The following is a 17,024-nucleotide window of genomic DNA, read 5'->3' as shown; positions in this document are numbered from 1 at the left end:
TCTTTTCTGCCACACAAGATCTGACCGTGAAAGCAGTCACACTTGAGCAGGTTAACGCCTTAGCTGCCCAATGGTTAGGGCGCAATCCAAAAGTGTTTAGCCTGAGTCCGGCGAATTAACTTATTGAGGGGCATAAGTTTTATCATCATGATATGGCTTATGGCCCACTCAAGGTTAATTTACTGTGGGTGGGCTTGGGGTTGTTGCCACCGCCAGAGACACACCTGCGGCCCGAAGTCGTTTTAATATACTGAATAACAACGAGTTTTTAGTATTACTCACCATGCGTGGACTCGGTACCAAACCGGTGACACTGAGCACAATACCATCTGGGCTTAGCTGACTAAATTTCACTGATGGGGCCGGAGTATCGAGTATCGATTCGTGCTCTTCGTAAGCGGCTATCAGCAGCTCTTGCGCCAGTTCAACATCTAAATCCAGCGGGAATGTCAGGGCAATGGTTACTACCCCTTGCGCATTAGCCATCGTGGCGTTACGCACATTCTGCGAAATCAATTGAGAGTTTGGCACGATCACTGTCGAGCGGTCACTAAGTTGAATCTCTGTGGCGCGAACATTAATGCGCCGAATATCCCCCTCGACGCCACTAATACTGATTAAGTCACCTACTTTAACCGGGCGCTCGGTGAGCAAAATAATGCCGGAAATAAAGTTCTTCACAATTTCCTGCAAACCAAAACCAATACCCACTGATAATGCACTGACAATCCAGGCTAATTTATTCCACTGAATACCGAGTACCGATAAAGTCAGCAGAATCACCAGCACATAACCGATATTACTGAACAGAGTAACCGCTGAGGTTTTTATTCCAGAATCCATCTGGGTTTTTGGCAGAAACTCATTACTTAGCCAACGTCGGGCGACATTCAGCGCATATAGCCAGATAAGCAGGCAAAGTGCGGCATTAAATAAATTCGTCGGAACGATATTTAATTTTTCCAGCCCTTCCCCACCTAACAATTCCACGGTTTTTTGTAATAGCGAAACCGGTGTCGTCGAGCCAAAGGTGCCATTAAATAGCGCGATAATAGCCAGTAATATCAGCGTGACTTTGCTGGTGGCTGATAACAGTGTTGCTGCTTGGGCCAGATGGCGATCATCAATATTTAGGGTCTGCTTAATCGCTTTGCCGGCACTGCTGGTTGGAGAAAAGAGACTTTCTGCTAAATCAACACAGAGATGAGTCAGTAAATATAAGCAGGAGAGAACCAGGCAAACCCACACCAATTTGTAACTTAAGAATTTCGCCAGCGCGATATATCCGACTAACAATGACAGTAATATCGCTGTGCCAATGCGCCATTCGGGTTCCCAGGCGGCATTCCAGGCATCCGCAAGTTCTTGCATAAAATCTTTCAGCCGCTTGTCATCATCGGCATTGGGATTGACGATGGGCGCCCAGAAATTTGCGCCCAAAATACTGCCGGAGTTTAAAGCGATTTGTGATTTCAGTGCTGTTCACCGTAAAGCGATAATCTGTGTTTCCAGGTTTTCTGCATTGGCTTTGATGGCTTGAACCTGATCATGCTGGCCTTCTAATTGTGTTTTACGGGTGTTTAGCACTCGGCGTTGTTGGGCCACTATCGGGGTTTCGGTTAGTGTGCTGGTGGCAGGCGGCGGGCCTAAAACATCTAGTTGTGTCTGTAGCTGTTCCCGCTTGGGTTTCAATTCTGCCAGCAGAATATCAACATCCTTCACCAGCGCTATTGCTGTTTCATTCAGCGCATTTAACTCATTATCTGATGTGCTGACAGAGACACTTTGCTTTAGCTTATCCAACTGTTTTTGCAGGCTAATTAATTGTACCGATATCGCCGGTTTTGCCTGTTCTTCGCTGCTTTCGGACACGGTGTCTGATGTTGCCGCCAGGGCAGTACCTGTCGTTGACAGTGCCATAAGTGATGCACAAATCAGCGTGAATAACAGACAGAATAGAGGGTAATGTCGACGTGAAACAACGTGCTCGTTCTTTTTCATAAAACTGGTTAGCCCGAATGTGAATACCACAATTAACCCATTAATTAGTGTAGGTATTCTTGCCTGATTCTTATTGTGGCACACCCTGCGAGTTACTGAATAATCTTACTCTGATAATCACTCCCCTAAATTAAATATTAAAGATAATAATTATCATTGTAATTACCACTCTCATTTAATAGATTGTGCCCTGAACTTATGGACCCACGATATGTGGCGCGCAGGCAAGGGTATTTGCCGGGCGAAAATAGCAATGGATGCTAATTGATAACCATCTATTTCATATGCTCATTCTCTGGGGAAGATAACTATGTTCTCGGCTTTTATAATAAAGCGCTCCGCTATTTTATGTTCACTGGCTATGTTTATCCCATTAGCCTCCATTGCTGACGATACAATAGAAGTGACGGCTAAAGCCGGCCACGAAGCTGATTTACCCACCTCGGGTTACACCGCAACCACCACCAAAGGGGCAACCAAAACTGATCAGCCGCTCATCCTGACAGCACAAGCTGTATCAGTGGTTACCCGCCAGCAGATGGACGATCAAAACGTTGCGACAGTTAATCAGGCGCTGAATTACACGCCGGGCGTCTTCACTGGTTTTTCAGGTGGTGCAACCCGTTATGACACTATCGCCTTGCGCGGTTTCCACGGCGGTGATGTAAACAATACCTTCCTTGATGGGCTGCGCTTACTCAGTGATGGCGGCAGTTATAATGTGCTGCAAGTGGATCCGTGGTTCCTTGAGCGTATTGATGTTATTAAAGGCCCATCTTCTGCGTTATATGGTCAGAGCATTCCCGGCGGCGTGGTGATGATGACTTCCAAGCGCCCGCAGTTTATTTCTGAAGGTCATTTCCGCCTAACGGCCGGTAATAACAATACACAAGTTGCGGCATTTGATTATACCGACGCGATATCTGAGCATTGGGCATTCCGCCTGACCGGTATTACCCGTAACAGCGACACCATGTATGACCATCAGCGCGAAGAGCGCTATGCGATTGCGCCGTCATTATTGTGGCAACCCGATGAAAATACCTCATTGTTGCTGCGCGCCAATTTGCAAAAAGATCCTTCCGGCGGTTACCACAGTGCGGTTCCGGCTGATGGCAGCATTTATGGGCAAAAGTTGAGTCGCGGCTTCTTTGATGGCGAAAGTAATCACAATGTCTTTAAGCGCTGGCAACAAATCTATAGCTATGAATTTTCACATAAGTTTGATGATGTTTGGTCTTTCCGCCAAAACGCCAGTTATACCCATTCTAATACTCAGTTAGAACAGGTTTACCAAGGGGGTTGGAATAGCGACCGTACCCTGATGAATCGCTATTATTCTGGCGAAGACTCCTCGCTCAATGCCTTTGCGGTGGATAACCAACTGGAAGCAGATTTCGCGACCGCCGCGGTTAAACATAAAGTATTACTGGGCTTTGATTTCCAGAAGTTTCGCAACAATCTGCGCAGTGACAGTGCTTATGCCACGCCGTTAAACCCCTATACCGGTGTTTCGGGTGGTTCGACGCTGTATAGCGATTATCTGCTGACCACTCCAGGCATTAATACATCCTATTTAAATCGTCGCTATGAACAAAGTGGCGTTTATCTGCAAGACGAAATGACACTGGATAATTGGCACCTGAATCTGTCCGGCCGTTATGATCGGATGAAAACGGAAAATATTAATAACACTACCAACAGCGCCGATGAACGCACCGATAACCACGCGAGTGGGCGTGCGTCACTGTTGTACAGCTTTGATAGCGGTATTTCGCCATACGTCAGTTACAGCCAGGCTATTACGCCAAGTTTGTTCCCGGATGCACAGCAAAAACTGCTGAAACCGATGACCAGCGAGCAGTATGAAGTGGGGATCAAATATCAACCGCCGGGCAGCACTTCGCTCTATTCCGCCGCCTTATATGATCTGACCCAAAATGATGTGGCAAACCGTGCAGTACCGGCGACTTATTATGTGCCGGCAGGTAAGGTCAATTCACAAGGGCTGGAATTGGAAGCTAGAAGTCAGATTAGTGACCGGCTGAGTGTGATTGCCGGTTATACCTATAATCGCGTGAAATTCAAAGATGCAATTGATGGCAATGATGGTAATACACCGGTATTAGCACCGTCCAATATGGCATCGCTGTGGGCGCAGTATGAAGCGGGTTACGGCATCAATGTGGGAGCCGGTATCCGTTACATTGGCAAGCAGTGGGCAGATGATGCCAATACCTTGCGTGTACCCTCTTATACCTTGGGTGATGCCTCTGTTCGTGCTGATTTAGGGACATGGGCTGCATCGTTGAAAGGCGCGTTTGTTCAATTGAATGTGAATAATATCGCAGACAAAAAATATGTCGCCGCCTGCTATAGCACCTCGTATTGCTACTGGGGCGCAGAGCGCTCAGTACAAGCAACAGTGGGCTACGATTTCTAACCAGTTCCCTATATTCTTCAATAGCCCGCGATCTCTGCGGGCTATTTATCACATTATTTCTTCTCAGCGCCAAAACGGGCGGCTGTAATCGCGCTTGATATCTTCCCGGCTCAGGCCAATATCTTTTAGCTGATTTGAATTCAATCTCGCCATGACATTGGCTGCTTTACGCCGTTCATTCCATTGATACACATATCTGTATGCTTTCAGACATAATCGAATAAAAATATTTTGGCGACTTTTTGCGGCTCGTGCGGTCGATGAGCAGCATTCATCTATTTGATCTTCAATTATATTATTCATCATCGACTCCCCGTCAGTAGGTGAGCCATTAGCATGAAACTTTGGCGCAAAACATTACAGATGCAAATTAGGACTATTATTTCCATACAGATATGCGATATATCAACTGAATGGTTTGATTTCGAGCCATCTGTACTGCTTCTTTCTCATTTATCAGGTGATACCAATGACTCGTTACCAACAACTGGCCGACATTCTTAGTCAGCGAATTAAAGCCGGGCTTTATGCCACCGGTGAGCGGCTCCCCTCGGTCAGGCTCTTGAGTGACGAGCATGGGGTGAGTATTAGCACCGTACAGCAGGCGTATCGGCAACTGGAAGAATGCTTGCTGATTGAGGCGCGGGCAAAGTCGGGTTATTTCGTGCGTTGCAGTTCAAATTTGCCCTCCTTACCCGCCACATGCACCCATGCACAGCGGCCAGTCGAGATTTCACAGTGGGAAAATACGCTGGCATTTTTGCAAAAAAGTGATCAGGAAGATGTTATCCATCTGGGGGCTGGCTCGCCTGACCTTTCTGGCCCAGGGCTTAAAATACTCAGCCGCTTATTAAGCCGGGTGAGTCTTCATCAAAGTGAAGAAGTGCTGGAATATGACAATATTTACGGCTCGCCGGTATTACGTGAACAAATCGCCCGCCTGATGCTCGACAGTGGTAATCATCAATCAGCTGAAAATATTATTATTACTTCCGGGTGCCACGGTGCGTTAGCAGTTGCATTAGGTGCCGTTTGCCAGCCCGGTGATATTGTGGCGGTGGATTCCCCCAGTTTTCATGGCGCGATGCAAACCCTAAAAGGGATGGGCATGAAGGTGATTGAGATCCCAACCGATCCGGTGGCGGGGATCAGTCTGGAAGCCTTGGAAATGGCGTTGGATCAATGGCCGATCAAAGCCGTGCAACTGACACCGACCTGCAATAACCCACTGGGCTACAATATGCCGGATGAGCGCAAAAAGGCATTATTGACCCTCGCTCAGCGTTACGACATCGCCATTATTGAAGATGATGTGTATGGCGCACTGGCTTATCAATATCCGCGCCCACCGACCATTGCCTCATTTGATGATGATGGGCGGGTATTGCTGTGCAGCTCTTTTTCAAAAACGGTGGCACCGGGCTTACGTATTGGTTGGATTTCTCCGGGGCGCTATTTGAATAAAGCGCTACACATGAAATACATTTCTGCCGGACGGGTTGCGTCATTGCCACAGTTGGCGATGGCTGAATTTATCAAGCAGGGCCATTACATGCAGCATTTACGTCGGATGCGCCGTCAATACCAACGTAATCGCGACATTATGACCGGTTGGGTGATGAAGTATTTCCCGCCGAATACGTGTTTGAGTCGGCCACAAGGCAGCTTTATGTTATGGGTCGAATTGCCGCATGGCTTTGATAGCTTGCGCCTAAATCGCTGTTTGTTGCCATTAGGTGTACAGGTGGCGGCTGGATTTATCTGTTCTGCTTCAGGTAAATATCGTAATTGTTTGCGATTGAGTTACAGCAAACCGATGACGGCTGAAATTGAACGCGCTGTGCAAAAAGTGGGTAAGACGATTTACGAATTGCTGGAAGAAGATGGGTTGCCGATAGGGACAGAAAAACCAAGCCAACCTGAGGCTGATGAGGTTAATGACAAAGTGCCCGTAGCGGTGGGAACAGGCAGATCGTAAAGACGCCACACTTCTTTTGTTAAAACAAGCTTCCCTGGGGGCTCGAGCCGCGCCTTCCCTGGCGCGGACGCTTTGCTCTTCTACCTATCTTCACCTTGCAAGATCGAGTTGTTGGGGGTTGGCTTGAGATTATTGGCGCAGATAAATCTGTGGCAGGGCGCTTTCCGGATGACGCGAAATGCCCAAATCAGCCTGATACCAGCGGGTCAGTGTTTCGGCATTGAGCACTTCCTCTGGTGTGCCACAGGCCACCAGTTCGCCCTGTGCTAACAGCAAAATACGATCGGCATAGAGTGCGGCCAGATTCAAATCATGCAGCACGCAGCACACCGCCAGGGGTTCCTGAAGGGTGAGCTGACGTAATAAGCGCAGGGTATGTTGTTGATGATACAAATCTAATGCGGAAGTCGGCTCGTCAAGGAACAACCAGCGCGGGGTCGGTTCCGGTTGCCACAGTTGCGCTAACACTCGAGCGAGTTGAACCCGTTGTTGCTCGCCACCGGACAGTGCACGGTAATCCCGCTGCGCCAGTGCCAGACAGTCGGTTTGCGCCATCACTTCTTGCAGCGCTTGACGATTTTGCGCCGCCCCATAAGGTGCGCGGCCCATTTGAATCACTTCGCTAACACTGAATGGAAAGGCTAAATCACTGTATTGGCGCATCACCGCTCTGGTTCGGGCCAATGCTTGAGACTGCCAACTATTGAGGTTCTTACCGAGCAACTGGCAGTGACCTTCAGATGGTGCGAGATAGCCGGTTAATAAACGTAGCAGAGTGGATTTCCCTGCGCCGTTTGGCCCGATAATCGCTACCATTTCACCGCTGGCAATTTGAAGTGAAACGTTATTAATCAGCTTTTGCCCCTGTACATGGTAGGAAAGCTGATTCGCTTCTAATAGCGCCGTATCAACCAATGCCATATCAACCACTGCGTTGCTCCCGCTGACGTAAAATCAGCCACAGAAAATAAGGGCCGCCCAGTAGGCTGGTGATTAACCCGACTGGCATTTCTGCCGGTGCGACCAGAGTTCGGGCTAGTGTATCGGCGGTCAGTAACAGGCAAGCCCCGCCCAGCGCTGCACCGGGTAGTAACCAGCGATGATCAGCTCCGATCCGCATCCGGATAAGATGCGGAACGACCAACCCGATAAAGCCAATAACACCACTGACAGCGACGGCGGCACCAATCAAAATCGCGCTGAGTAACAGCAAGCGCAGTTTGGCTTGCTTGACATTAACACCGAGGTAGTGCGCTTCTTCATCCCCTAGCTGCAACAGGTTCAACTGGCGCGCTTGCAGCAAACCGAGCACACAAGCAGGCAGAATCAATGATGCTGCCACCATAAGTGTCGACCATTGCGCCTGACCTAAACTGCCCATACTCCACAGGGAGAACTGACGTAATTGCTGGTCATCACTGATATAAGTCAGTACGCCAACCGCCGCGCCGCACAGCGCATTGATCGCAATGCCGGCCAGCAGCAAACGGGATAAGTTGCCATGCCCCCAGCGGCTGAGGGTGAAAATAATGGCAGAAATGGCCAGACTGCCAATAAAGGCTCCGACCATATGACTGTAAAGCGCCAGCAGTGGCGGCAGACTGAATGGCATCACAATAATCAGCCCGACACACAGGGCTGCACCACTGCTGATCCCCAACAGGCCGGGATCTGCCAGTGGGTTGCGGAATAACCCCTGCATGATCGCACCGGAAACCGCCAGTGCGCAGCCGACCACTACCGCCAGCAGCACACGAGGCAGGCGGATATTTAGCCAAATATGCCACATGGCATCATCTAATGATGCATGCCACAAGGTACGAAATGAGAGTGTCAATGCACCCATATTGGCCGAGCCGAGTGCCAGGATGATCAGGATCATCAGCAGGATACTCAGCATGAGTCGCGGGTGGATACGGCAATTCATTGCGCTTGTTCCATACCCTTGCGCAGTTGCGCCAGCACTTGCGGTGTTTCCAAGCCAAAGCCGAGTAGCGCCATATCTTCAACCACTAGCAGGCGTTTATTTTTACCCGCCGGTGTCAATGCCATCCCCGGTAATTTCCAGATACCTTCACTGCCACCCAGTGCTCTTACGCCGTCACTGGTGATCAGTAATAAATCCGGTGCGCTGGCAATCACCCCTTCTTGTGATAACGGGCGATAGCGGCTAAAACCCTGCATCGCATTGCTACCACCGGCGGCGCGGATCATGGCGTCCGCTGCGGTATTTTGACCGGCGGCCATCGGGGTTAAGCCGCCATGACTCATGACAAACAGCACTTTAACCGGCAGGGGGGTGTTGTTCACGGCGGCTAAACGTTGCTGATAGTCTTTGATAAGTGCTTGCCCTTTTTCCTGCTGATTCAGTGCGCTGGCAACAGCATTTATCTTCACTGCCACACTTTCAGGTGTGGTTTGACCCGGTACAGTGACAACATTCACCCCACTGTCCGCGACTTGTTTGAGTACCAGTGAAGGTTGCGCCAGCTCACTGACCAGCAGCATGGTCGGCTTCATGGCCAAAATCCCTTCGGCATTAAGCATGCGCATGTAACCAACATCAGGCAGCTTTTGCACTGCCTGAGGCTGTAGACTGGTACTGTCACGAGCCACAATCTCACCACCCGCACCCAGTGCGTAGGCGATTTCTGTGACATCACCGCCAACGGTGACGATACGTTCTGCAGCGAAAGAGTTCAGCGGCAGAAGACAGGCGCTCAGTGACAGAATGAAAGGGAGTGACAGTAACCTTAGTCTCATGCGGCGATATCCTTATTATTGAGGCGAGCAATTTGCTCACGCCATTGCGTTTGTTCTGGCTGGCCTTCGGTGCGCTGACCGTAAAGTTGTGCAATTTGGGTGCCATCAGCAGCGAACAGTTCCAAACTGGTCACGAAACCATCTTTTGTTGGCTTGCGGGTAATCCAGCTTTCAGCAATCGTTGTTTCAATCAGATGCAGCGTGAAGCGCTGGTTGAAAACATTAATCCAATCTTGATGTGGTGTAACCTTTTCAATCATGCCGGTGAATATTTGTACACAGCCACGGTTGCCCACAAAAATCATGATTTCATTCTGTTCTTGCTGAGCAATGTTCAGAAGCTGGGTCAGAGAACTGTTATCAACCTGATAAGCCAGATCATTACCCACGGCGCGGAAGGCCTGTTGACGGGTCAGGTTATTGCGTTTGAGCAACTGGAAGAACTGATGCACGTCAGTCATAGCACGCCATTCAGCATCTACAGCTTCATCGGTGGCTGTCGGTTCAGTGACTTCAGGTGCGCTCAGTGGCTCTAGCTGCAACTCTGGGTTTTCTGTGGTGATAAACTGCGCCAATAGGGCTTCCCAGGCTGGCATGTCAGTTTGTTCAGTGACATACACTTTATGCAGAGCATCGCCTTGAGGGTCGAAGAACTGGATGCTATGGCGCACACCATGGCGAGTTTCTTCTGTCAGCGTGAATGCGCTGGCCCACTGGTTGAGGAACAGGCGTAAATCTAAATTGCGTGGGTTGAGGATCAAACCAGCATGACCATTCAGGTGCTGATTTTCGTAACGGCCCAGTTGCTCATGCACGGCATAGGTGTTGCGGGTGATAGCTTTGACCTCACCGACAGCTTCCAATGCGGCCAGTAGTGCGCGGGCATCACCTTTCAGACGTTTGGCATCATGCCCGACACGGCTGTGGGTCAGTTCCGCTTCTGAAATGCCCATCAGTGTGGCTAAATCGCGTGCATATTTGCCCGGATTATCAGCTTTAGCTTGTAGATACTGCTCGTATATTGATTTGCTCATAATAACTTCCTCGTTCTATTGATTTTTTATATGCAGGTGACAGGTAGAAATGATAATCCGGTAATTCGCTGATTGAATTACCGGAAGTGTTATTTCAGACTAACTTTTGCATTCAGTTACCACTGATAGCTCACGAAGAATTTCGCGTTACGGCCATCTTGCGGCACGCCTTGTGGCGCGTAATACTCTTTATCGAATGCGTTACCCAACACCACGGTGGTGGTCATGCCTTTAAATTGCTCCTGGCCTTTATAGCTGACGTAGAAGTCATTGACGCCATAGCCGGCTTGCGGTGTGCCTGAGCTGGAGACTCGGCTAGAGCGGTCAGCAAAGGTTCCGATCCAACCCACAGCAAAGCCGGAGTTAGCAACAGGTACATCCAGGGTGCTGGTGACGGTATCCGGGTTAATGGTATCGAGCCATTCATTGGTATTTTGGTTTTTACCACGGGTGCGGTTATAGGCCAGACCCAAGTTAAACCACTGGGTTTGGTAAGTCATAGTGGCATCCCAACCCCAGATTTTTGCCCGATCAATATTGGTGGAATAGGTAGAGCAGTTTTTGCAGTACAAGCCACCCGGCCCGAAGCCGAAGTCCATGGTCACGCCGGTGGAGATATAGTCTTTGGCGTTGGTATCGAAGTAGCTGGCTTTGAATTGCAAATCATCTTCAGCCAGCATCAGGTCGTTAAAGCGCAAGCCAAAACCGTATTCTTGAGTTTCGTTGGTTTCCGGTTTCAGATTCGGGTTGGGTACCCAATAGTTGGTCAGAGTATTACCCGCGATATTCATCGAGAAGTGTTTCGAATCGTTGTACATCTCGCCCATGGTTGGCGCGCGGAAAGCCTGAGCATAGGAACCAAACAACATCAGCCAGTCTGTCGGTGTCACACTGACGGCACCACGAGATGACCATTTATCGGCATCTACATCGGCATAGCCTTCGCTGCTACCGCGATAGTTGTCATAGCGAGTACCGGCCAAAATAGAAACCGGCAGGTCACGTAAGGTGATTTCATCTTGCAGCCAGCCAGAACCAAAGCGGATATCTGCCTGCGGGAAACTTTCTGTTGCGCCGCTCGGTGTTTGTTCCTGTTTATAGGCTTCTGTACCGTAAGTCAGCAAGTGTGATGCAAAACTGTCGGTGAATAGGCGGGTGCGGTTTTCCAGCTTGCCACCTTTGGTGGTTTGCTTGCGTCCTTCTTCTGGCGTGCCTTGTGGTCGAGCATTGATTTCCACTTCGGAGTAGTAAACCTGTGCGGTGGCATTCAACCATTCTTGATCAAGTGGCTTAATGTTGTATTTAAGCTGGGCGTCACGTTGGATAGTCGAGCGGTCGGTCATAAGATTGGTGCTGGATGCCGCGCTGGTTTGCGGATTCTTTGGCTCCAGTGCGCTGTTGTTGTAATAGCGCAGATTGGCACTTAACGACTGAATCTGGTCAATGCGCCAGGTGCCTTTTGCCAGCACATTGCTGATGGTTTCGTCATTTGGTGCGTTAAAACCGTCGCTTTGGCGAATATTGCCGATATCACGAGTGCCGAAAGAGAGAATGCCATCGACATCATCGGTGCGACCAAAGGCGCTGGCACCTAAGCCGAAGCTGTGATCACCGGTCGCCGCAGCGCTGTAAACCCGATAACCGCTATTTTGGCCCGGTAACAAGAGATCGGCGGCATCAACGGTTTCATAAGAAATGACTCCGCCCAATGCACCACTACCATATAGCAATGCTGACGGGCCGCGGACGATTTCAACACGCTTGACCAGCGCCGGATCGAGGAAGGTAGAGTTCAGGTGGCCGGTGTCAGTGCCCTGGCGAATACCATCAACCAAAGTCAGCACGCCTTGTTTGCCGTAGCCACGCAGTGTCACATCCTGCCCGTTAACGCGCCCGCTGCCAGTGATGGTCAGTCCTGGAATATTGCGCAGCATATCCGTGGCGGAGGTGGCGGTTTCGCTGGTCGGTGTATCGGCCTCAACCACTGTCACCATCATCGGTGCTTCAAAACTGCTGCGCTCATTACCGGTCGCAGTCACTACCATGGTATCGGCAGTGCGTTTTTTGCTGTTGGTTTGAGTGGATGTGGTATCAGCAGCTTGAACAGCAAGAGGCAAAGTGCAAGCGATTGCCAAACTGAGTGGGGACCAGCGGAAACGGTCGGAAGTGGAACGCGGCATGTCGGCAATTCTCCATATTTTCTATGCAAAAAAATCATATGCAAAACAAATAAATAGGTTGCTGGCTGCCTTGATTCTAAAATCTGGGTGGCTTGCGATGTATCCTTTTGCCCTTGACGCCACAGCGGTGCTAGCGGGAACCACTATCTTGCTGTCACGGCAATGACATTGGGGTTATTATTTAGTCAGTATCAGTTTCCCTGCTTTGGTCTGGCGCAGTTGATAGCATTCGCCCTGATGAATGATAAAAGCGACACCGTGCTCCCCCAGCAATTGCTCGCTGGAGACAGACAGGGGTTTGCTGCCCGTAGGAGGTTTGGCCGCAGGCTCGTCATTCATTGTGGGTGCTTTGTTCAACTGTTTATCCATATAATCGGCAAGGCAATGATAACCACTATCAATATGATAAGCATTATCAATCATGGTTCGGTGTTACATCAAGACATATTTATTGTTAATTGATTTTTACTTTGCGAACTAATCCTGGTTCGACAAGCGCATAAATCTGACGATATGTGGCCGGATCTTCGATCATCTGGCTCAAATGAATGGCAACATCTTCGCGGGTAACCAGACCATGAGCCTCGGTTTGCAAACGGATGGCTTTCCCCGTTGCAGGTTGATCCAGTAAACCGCCGGGCCGAATCAGGGTATAAGTCAGTCCACTGGTTTGTAACCAGCTCTCAGCCAGTGACTTCTCGCGTACTGCCTGACCAAAAGCGGCTCGGGCGGCGGGGGAAAGCGTCGACCAACTATCGCCGCAGCCAATGGATGTCACCAAAAGCATACGCTTCAGGCCTAGCTTCTCGGCGGTATCGATGATCAATCGGTTACCTTGATAATCGGCACTGCGGCTACCTAAGGTCGAAATGATGGCGGCATCAGGCCCTGCCAGTTTACAGGCCTGATGCACACTGTCTGGATCACAGGCATCCCCGCACACCACGGTTAGCCCTTGGCTGCGCAGCTCTTCTGCTTGCTGCGGATTACGGATCAATAATGTGACAGGGCGCGGGTTCTGAGCCGCGTCGGCATGTTGGTTTGCCAGTGCAAGCAGATGTGCACCCACACCATGACCCGCACCAAATATCAGCCAGGGTTTCATGGTGTATCCTTGATTTCTTTATTGAAAACAGACGGTTCCTGAGCAAGCTGTTGAGCCAGTTGATGGAAGGCGGCAAGGCCATCAGCACGTAACTGGCGATGTTCATCACGGCCAACATAGACTTTCAGCATCACATCACCTTGCTGATTGAAAAATTGGACTGATGCAGTTGCCATGCCCATAAACGGGCGCTCCAGTAGGGCAATGGCCTGGCAGTTTTGTGCTCTGATATGACCGCTAAGACCTTGTTTTTCGCGAAGGTTGAAATAGCCGTGGCGATGAAAACCGCTCGGCAGTGGGCCTTTGTGCTCCAAAATAATATCGGCGGTATGCACCAGGGTGGTGACATCTCCCCACTCCGTCATACTGTCCCAGACACGATCAAAATGCTCCGCGCCGACTAATACGCGTTCTGGTAATTCACGTACCACATCAAGCGGGCTGACCTGATAATCCTGAGCAATTTGTTCCAGCGTGCCATCGGGTTGAGTGGCAAGAAATTCGGCCAAAGAGGGTTTGTTTTGGAGAGTTGGAGCATTCATGAATGGCTTTCCGTGGTAATAAGTGAAGGAATAATATTTTGCAGAGCCTGCATGATGTTACTGGCCCAAAAACGCCCACTGTCGGTGAGCCGTAAGCAGAAACTGTCATCTTTTAGCAGGTGACTCTGATGCCACTGCGTGATCAATGGCATTAACGGGTAGGGATCTGTGATTAACTCGCTCAAATCTAAGCGGCCGACTTCGATACCGCTTTGCAATTTAGCCCGCCACGGATGTTCGCCGCTGGCTTGCGTCATCATCATCAATGGTTTTTGCCCGCTATCGATTAATCGGTAGTAGTTATCCAGACTACGGTGCTGCATGTAGGCGTGCCCTTGTAAAGAGCCGCCCGCGCCGCTACCCAATGCAAGACAATCCGCTCCTTGTTTAATCAACAAGTTATAAAGATTGCGCTCACGAGTGGTGCGCGCCCAATGGCTATTACTTAACTGATGCCAACCGGCTTGGGCGAGGCTCTCAGCGCCGCTACAGTAAAAATCACACTGCTGCGCCAGTGTCGGCAGCTCTATCCGGTTATTTTCTACTGACTTGGCCAGTGGTGTGGTTGGCAACAGATTAAGGGCATACAGGTCAACACCATCGAGTGGCAGTTGGCGCACGATAGCCAAATCTTCCTGCCAGGTTTCTGGTGTTTGATGGGGTAAGCCGAACATTAAATCGCAAACTACGGCGGCGCGATCGCGGGAAGCCAGATTAGTCAGAAAATGAATCGCCTCATCACGACTGGCCTTACGCCCCATGCGCTGACGAATGCGGGTATTAAAGGTTTGTACCCCGACCGAGAAACGGTTAGCACCTGCTTCCAGACAAGCATCAATCCGCTCATCATCAAAATTGAAAATTCGCCCTTCAATGGTTATTTCACAGTCTGGAGCTAGCGGTAAACTTTTACGCAACTGGCTGATAATACTGTGTAACTGTTGTGCTGAAAGCGCACTGGGCGTGCCACCACCGAAGTAAATAGCATGAATTGGCCCCCCTTGTAGCAGTGGGCTGCTGGCCTCCATGCTCAATTCCCGCAACAGGTAGTCGGTGTAACGCGCGGTACTGTCGGGTTGCAATGGATTTTGATAGAAGCCGCAGAAAGTACAGTGAGTCGCGCAAAACGGAATATGTAAATAAAGCAAACGCTTATTAGGTGGTAACGCTTTTTGTAGCAGTGCCTGCCAGCTATCCTGGAGTGACTCTGCCGGTAATGGGCGACTATCCCGCCAGGGCATTGTGGCCCAGCGTTTTGGGAAAGGTAGCGGCCCCTGACGGGCGTGATATGGCATCAAATCAATATTCATAACAGGCTCTATTGCATTCTGAATGATAAATTAAATGATAATCATAAGCATTCGATCAATAGTTAAAACCCGATACATTGATCCGCGTCATTAAATCAGTGTGGAATATACGCAGATTGGATCGTCTTGTAGGAAATGTGGTGGAGTGGTGTTGTATTTGAGGGGGGTTGCAGTGGAAGTCATGCTTAAGTTGTGATGAAAACTCTTATTAATTCAGTGGGGTAAGCTAACACTGTTACACGGGCGTTAGCTCACCCTGATACTTAGGCCAGATAATGGCGGAACCAGGCGATGGTGCGTTCCCATGCCAGGCCAGCGGCTGCTTTGTCATAGCGTGGTGTGGAATCATTGTGAAAGCCATGATTTACACCAGGATAAATATAAGCCTCATAGGTCTTGTTCGCGGCTTTGAGTGCTTGTTCATAAGCTGGCCAGCCCGCATTAATATTGGTATCCAACTCAGCATAGTGAAGTAACAAGGGGGCTTTGATGCGGGGAACATCTTCGGCTTTAGCTTGCCGCCCATAGAAAGGGACTGCCGCCGCCAGTTCGGGATAGGCGACAGCGGCGGCATTAGCTACTCCTCCACCATAACAAAAGCCGGTAATCCCGACTTTACCGGTGGTGGCTTCATTTGCTTTCATAAACTCAATCGCAGCAAAAAAGTCATTCATCAGCTTGGTAGGATCAATCTGCTGTTGCAGCTCACGACCTTTATCATCATTGCCGGGATATCCGCCGGCAGAGCTGAGTCCATCAGGGGCGAGTGCAATAAATCCGGCTTTTGCCACACGGCGGGCGACATCTTCAATGTAGGGATTTAGCCCCCGATTCTCGTGAACAACTATCACCGCCGGAAGCGGGCCTGTTGCTTTGGCTGGGCGAACCAGATAGCCGCGAACTTCACCGTGGCCATTGGGGGAAGGGTAGGTGATATACGAAGGAATGATGTCGGGATCAGTAAACTCGACTTGTTGAGCAAGTGCGTAGTTTGGGCTGAGCTGACCCAGTAGCGTGAGTGCGGTCAGACCGCCGACGGTATATTTTGCTGCCAATTCAAGGAACTGCCGCTTGGTTATCTTACCGTGGGCGTAATAATCGTAGAGTTCGAGCAGTTCGGGGGAAAAATCTTTCGCGGTAAGACGGGACATCGGCATGCTCCTTTTGTCGTGTGTAGAAACAACTTAAAAGATAGCAGAATAACTTTTACTGGTTTTATTGAACTGGCGATCAAGCATGATGTTTCAGATGGGTGCTTGTCGTGTACTCCTGATAAGTAGGGGCTTGGTAGGTTCCCTTTTTTATCCATTTGCCATCCTCTACACTTTTTGAAAGACGTAATCCCCCAAATAATGGATGATCAATTGATATGTATCTAAACCGTATTGTTAATAATATGGCAGATTTACTTGATTATTGGATATATTATGGTTTCTTTATCAAAAATCGCGACGAAAATTAATTTTTTCGAAAAAAATCTCAGCATTAAGCCACTGAATCTTGGTTTTAAAAATGGATATGCTGAATTAACAGGATATAAAAGTTGTCCACAAAAATATGAGATGAAAATAGAAAATACGCGTGGAAATATTCCTGTCCCCGACTATTCTACAAATGCCATTAAAGAGTTACATGCTGGTTATATAAAAATTGCGGAAAGTGTTATAG

14 protein-coding genes and 1 pseudogene are annotated in these 17,024 nt (G+C 49.4%); 3 read left to right on the top strand and 12 right to left on the bottom strand.

Features of this window, described 5'->3' with window-relative positions:
- Positions 1 to 174 precede the first annotated feature (174 nt).
- Positions 175 to 2,031: pseudogene (locus HU019_RS15835) on the bottom strand (DUF3772 domain-containing protein).
- A gap of 280 nt (positions 2,032 to 2,311) precedes the next feature.
- Between HU019_RS15835 and HU019_RS15830 the strand changes: the two are divergent.
- A complete protein-coding gene (locus tag HU019_RS15830; RefSeq protein ID WP_174849522.1) occupies positions 2,312 to 4,444 on the top strand; it encodes a TonB-dependent siderophore receptor in 2,133 nt (710 codons plus the stop codon).
- Positions 4,445 to 4,507: 63 nt separating this feature from the next.
- On the opposite strand, the gene HU019_RS15825 is transcribed toward HU019_RS15830, so the two are convergent.
- Complete coding sequence (locus HU019_RS15825) at positions 4,508 to 4,747, bottom strand: DUF1127 domain-containing protein (protein WP_174849553.1); 240 nt, start codon at positions 4,745 to 4,747, stop codon at positions 4,508 to 4,510.
- Positions 4,748 to 4,913: 166 nt separating this feature from the next.
- Between HU019_RS15825 and HU019_RS15820 the strand changes: the two genes are divergently transcribed.
- Positions 4,914 to 6,422 (top strand): aminotransferase-like domain-containing protein, encoded by a 1,509-nt coding sequence (locus HU019_RS15820; RefSeq protein ID WP_174849523.1) that lies wholly within the window; start codon positions 4,914 to 4,916, stop codon positions 6,420 to 6,422.
- Between the two features lie 129 nt (positions 6,423 to 6,551).
- Here HU019_RS15820 and HU019_RS15815 read toward each other — a convergent pair whose 3' ends face one another.
- From HU019_RS15815 to yghX, 10 genes are all read right to left on the bottom strand, one after another.
- On the bottom strand, positions 6,552 to 7,352 hold the full coding sequence (locus tag HU019_RS15815) for a heme ABC transporter ATP-binding protein (protein ID WP_174849524.1): 801 nt from the start codon (positions 7,350 to 7,352) through the stop codon (positions 6,552 to 6,554).
- Positions 7,345 to 8,349: a FecCD family ABC transporter permease gene (locus HU019_RS15810; RefSeq protein ID WP_005175607.1), complete on the bottom strand. Its 1,005-nt coding sequence runs from the start codon at positions 8,347 to 8,349 to the stop codon at positions 7,345 to 7,347. The genes HU019_RS15815 and HU019_RS15810 overlap by 8 nt, the downstream gene beginning before the upstream one ends.
- Positions 8,346 to 9,185, bottom strand: a complete 840-nt coding sequence (locus HU019_RS15805; protein ID WP_174849525.1) for a heme/hemin ABC transporter substrate-binding protein — start codon at positions 9,183 to 9,185, stop codon at positions 8,346 to 8,348. Before HU019_RS15805 ends, HU019_RS15810 begins: the two co-directional genes overlap by 4 nt.
- The gene (locus HU019_RS15800) at positions 9,182 to 10,219 is read right to left on the bottom strand and encodes a hemin-degrading factor (protein ID WP_174849526.1); all 1,038 of its coding nucleotides are present in this window, start codon (positions 10,217 to 10,219) and stop codon (positions 9,182 to 9,184) included. The genes HU019_RS15805 and HU019_RS15800 overlap by 4 nt, the downstream gene beginning before the upstream one ends.
- 116 nt (positions 10,220 to 10,335) lie before the next feature.
- Complete coding sequence (locus tag HU019_RS15795; RefSeq protein WP_174849527.1) at positions 10,336 to 12,399, bottom strand: TonB-dependent hemoglobin/transferrin/lactoferrin family receptor; 2,064 nt, start codon at positions 12,397 to 12,399, stop codon at positions 10,336 to 10,338.
- Positions 12,400 to 12,576: 177 nt separating this feature from the next.
- The gene (gene hemP / locus HU019_RS15790; protein ID WP_050078878.1) at positions 12,577 to 12,822 is read right to left on the bottom strand and encodes a hemin uptake protein HemP; all 246 of its coding nucleotides are present in this window, start codon (positions 12,820 to 12,822) and stop codon (positions 12,577 to 12,579) included.
- 31 nt (positions 12,823 to 12,853) lie between these two features.
- Positions 12,854 to 13,504: an SDR family oxidoreductase gene (locus tag HU019_RS15785; protein WP_174849528.1), complete on the bottom strand. Its 651-nt coding sequence runs from the start codon at positions 13,502 to 13,504 to the stop codon at positions 12,854 to 12,856.
- Entirely contained in the window at positions 13,501 to 14,046 is a 546-nt protein-coding gene (gene hutX / locus HU019_RS15780) for a heme utilization cystosolic carrier protein HutX (RefSeq protein ID WP_174849529.1), read from the bottom strand. The genes HU019_RS15785 and hutX overlap by 4 nt, the downstream gene beginning before the upstream one ends.
- Positions 14,043 to 15,356, bottom strand: a complete 1,314-nt coding sequence (hutW, locus tag HU019_RS15775) for a heme anaerobic degradation radical SAM methyltransferase ChuW/HutW (protein WP_174849530.1) — start codon at positions 15,354 to 15,356, stop codon at positions 14,043 to 14,045. Before hutW ends, hutX begins: the two co-directional genes overlap by 4 nt.
- Positions 15,357 to 15,619: 263 nt before the next feature.
- Positions 15,620 to 16,507 carry a YghX family hydrolase gene (gene yghX, locus HU019_RS15770; RefSeq protein ID WP_174849531.1) on the bottom strand — a complete coding sequence of 296 codons (888 nt, stop codon included), beginning with the start codon at positions 16,505 to 16,507 and terminating at the stop codon, positions 15,620 to 15,622.
- A gap of 276 nt (positions 16,508 to 16,783) precedes the next feature.
- On the opposite strand from yghX, the gene HU019_RS15765 reads away from it, so the two are divergent.
- A partial coding sequence (locus HU019_RS15765) for a hypothetical protein (protein WP_174850500.1) occupies positions 16,784 to 17,024 on the top strand: 241 nt, incomplete at its 3' end.

This window comes from Yersinia artesiana (genome assembly GCF_902726545.1).
Lineage (GTDB): Bacteria > Pseudomonadota > Gammaproteobacteria > Enterobacterales > Enterobacteriaceae > Yersinia > Yersinia artesiana.
This window is presented reverse-complemented; position numbering and strand designations above follow the sequence as displayed.

Bases quoted from the DNA above. Each gene is read 5' to 3' on its own strand.
- HU019_RS15830 (WP_174849522.1), top strand. From the start codon at position 2,312: ATGTTCTCGGCTTTTATAATAAAGCGCTCCGCTATTTTATGTTCACTG.
- HU019_RS15825 (WP_174849553.1), bottom strand. From the start codon at position 4,747: ATGAATAATATAATTGAAGATCAAATAGATGAATGCTGCTCATCGACC.
- HU019_RS15820 (WP_174849523.1), top strand. From the start codon at position 4,914: ATGACTCGTTACCAACAACTGGCCGACATTCTTAGTCAGCGAATTAAA.
- HU019_RS15810 (WP_005175607.1), bottom strand. From the start codon at position 8,349: ATGAATTGCCGTATCCACCCGCGACTCATGCTGAGTATCCTGCTGATG.
- HU019_RS15805 (WP_174849525.1), bottom strand. From the start codon at position 9,185: ATGAGACTAAGGTTACTGTCACTCCCTTTCATTCTGTCACTGAGCGCC.
- HU019_RS15800 (WP_174849526.1), bottom strand. From the start codon at position 10,219: ATGAGCAAATCAATATACGAGCAGTATCTACAAGCTAAAGCTGATAAT.
- HU019_RS15795 (WP_174849527.1), bottom strand. From the start codon at position 12,399: ATGCCGCGTTCCACTTCCGACCGTTTCCGCTGGTCCCCACTCAGTTTG.
- hemP (WP_050078878.1), bottom strand. From the start codon at position 12,822: ATGATTGATAATGCTTATCATATTGATAGTGGTTATCATTGCCTTGCC.
- HU019_RS15785 (WP_174849528.1), bottom strand. From the start codon at position 13,504: ATGAAACCCTGGCTGATATTTGGTGCGGGTCATGGTGTGGGTGCACAT.
- hutX (WP_174849529.1), bottom strand. From the start codon at position 14,046: ATGAATGCTCCAACTCTCCAAAACAAACCCTCTTTGGCCGAATTTCTT.
- hutW (WP_174849530.1), bottom strand. From the start codon at position 15,356: ATGAATATTGATTTGATGCCATATCACGCCCGTCAGGGGCCGCTACCT.
- yghX (WP_174849531.1), bottom strand. From the start codon at position 16,507: ATGTCCCGTCTTACCGCGAAAGATTTTTCCCCCGAACTGCTCGAACTC.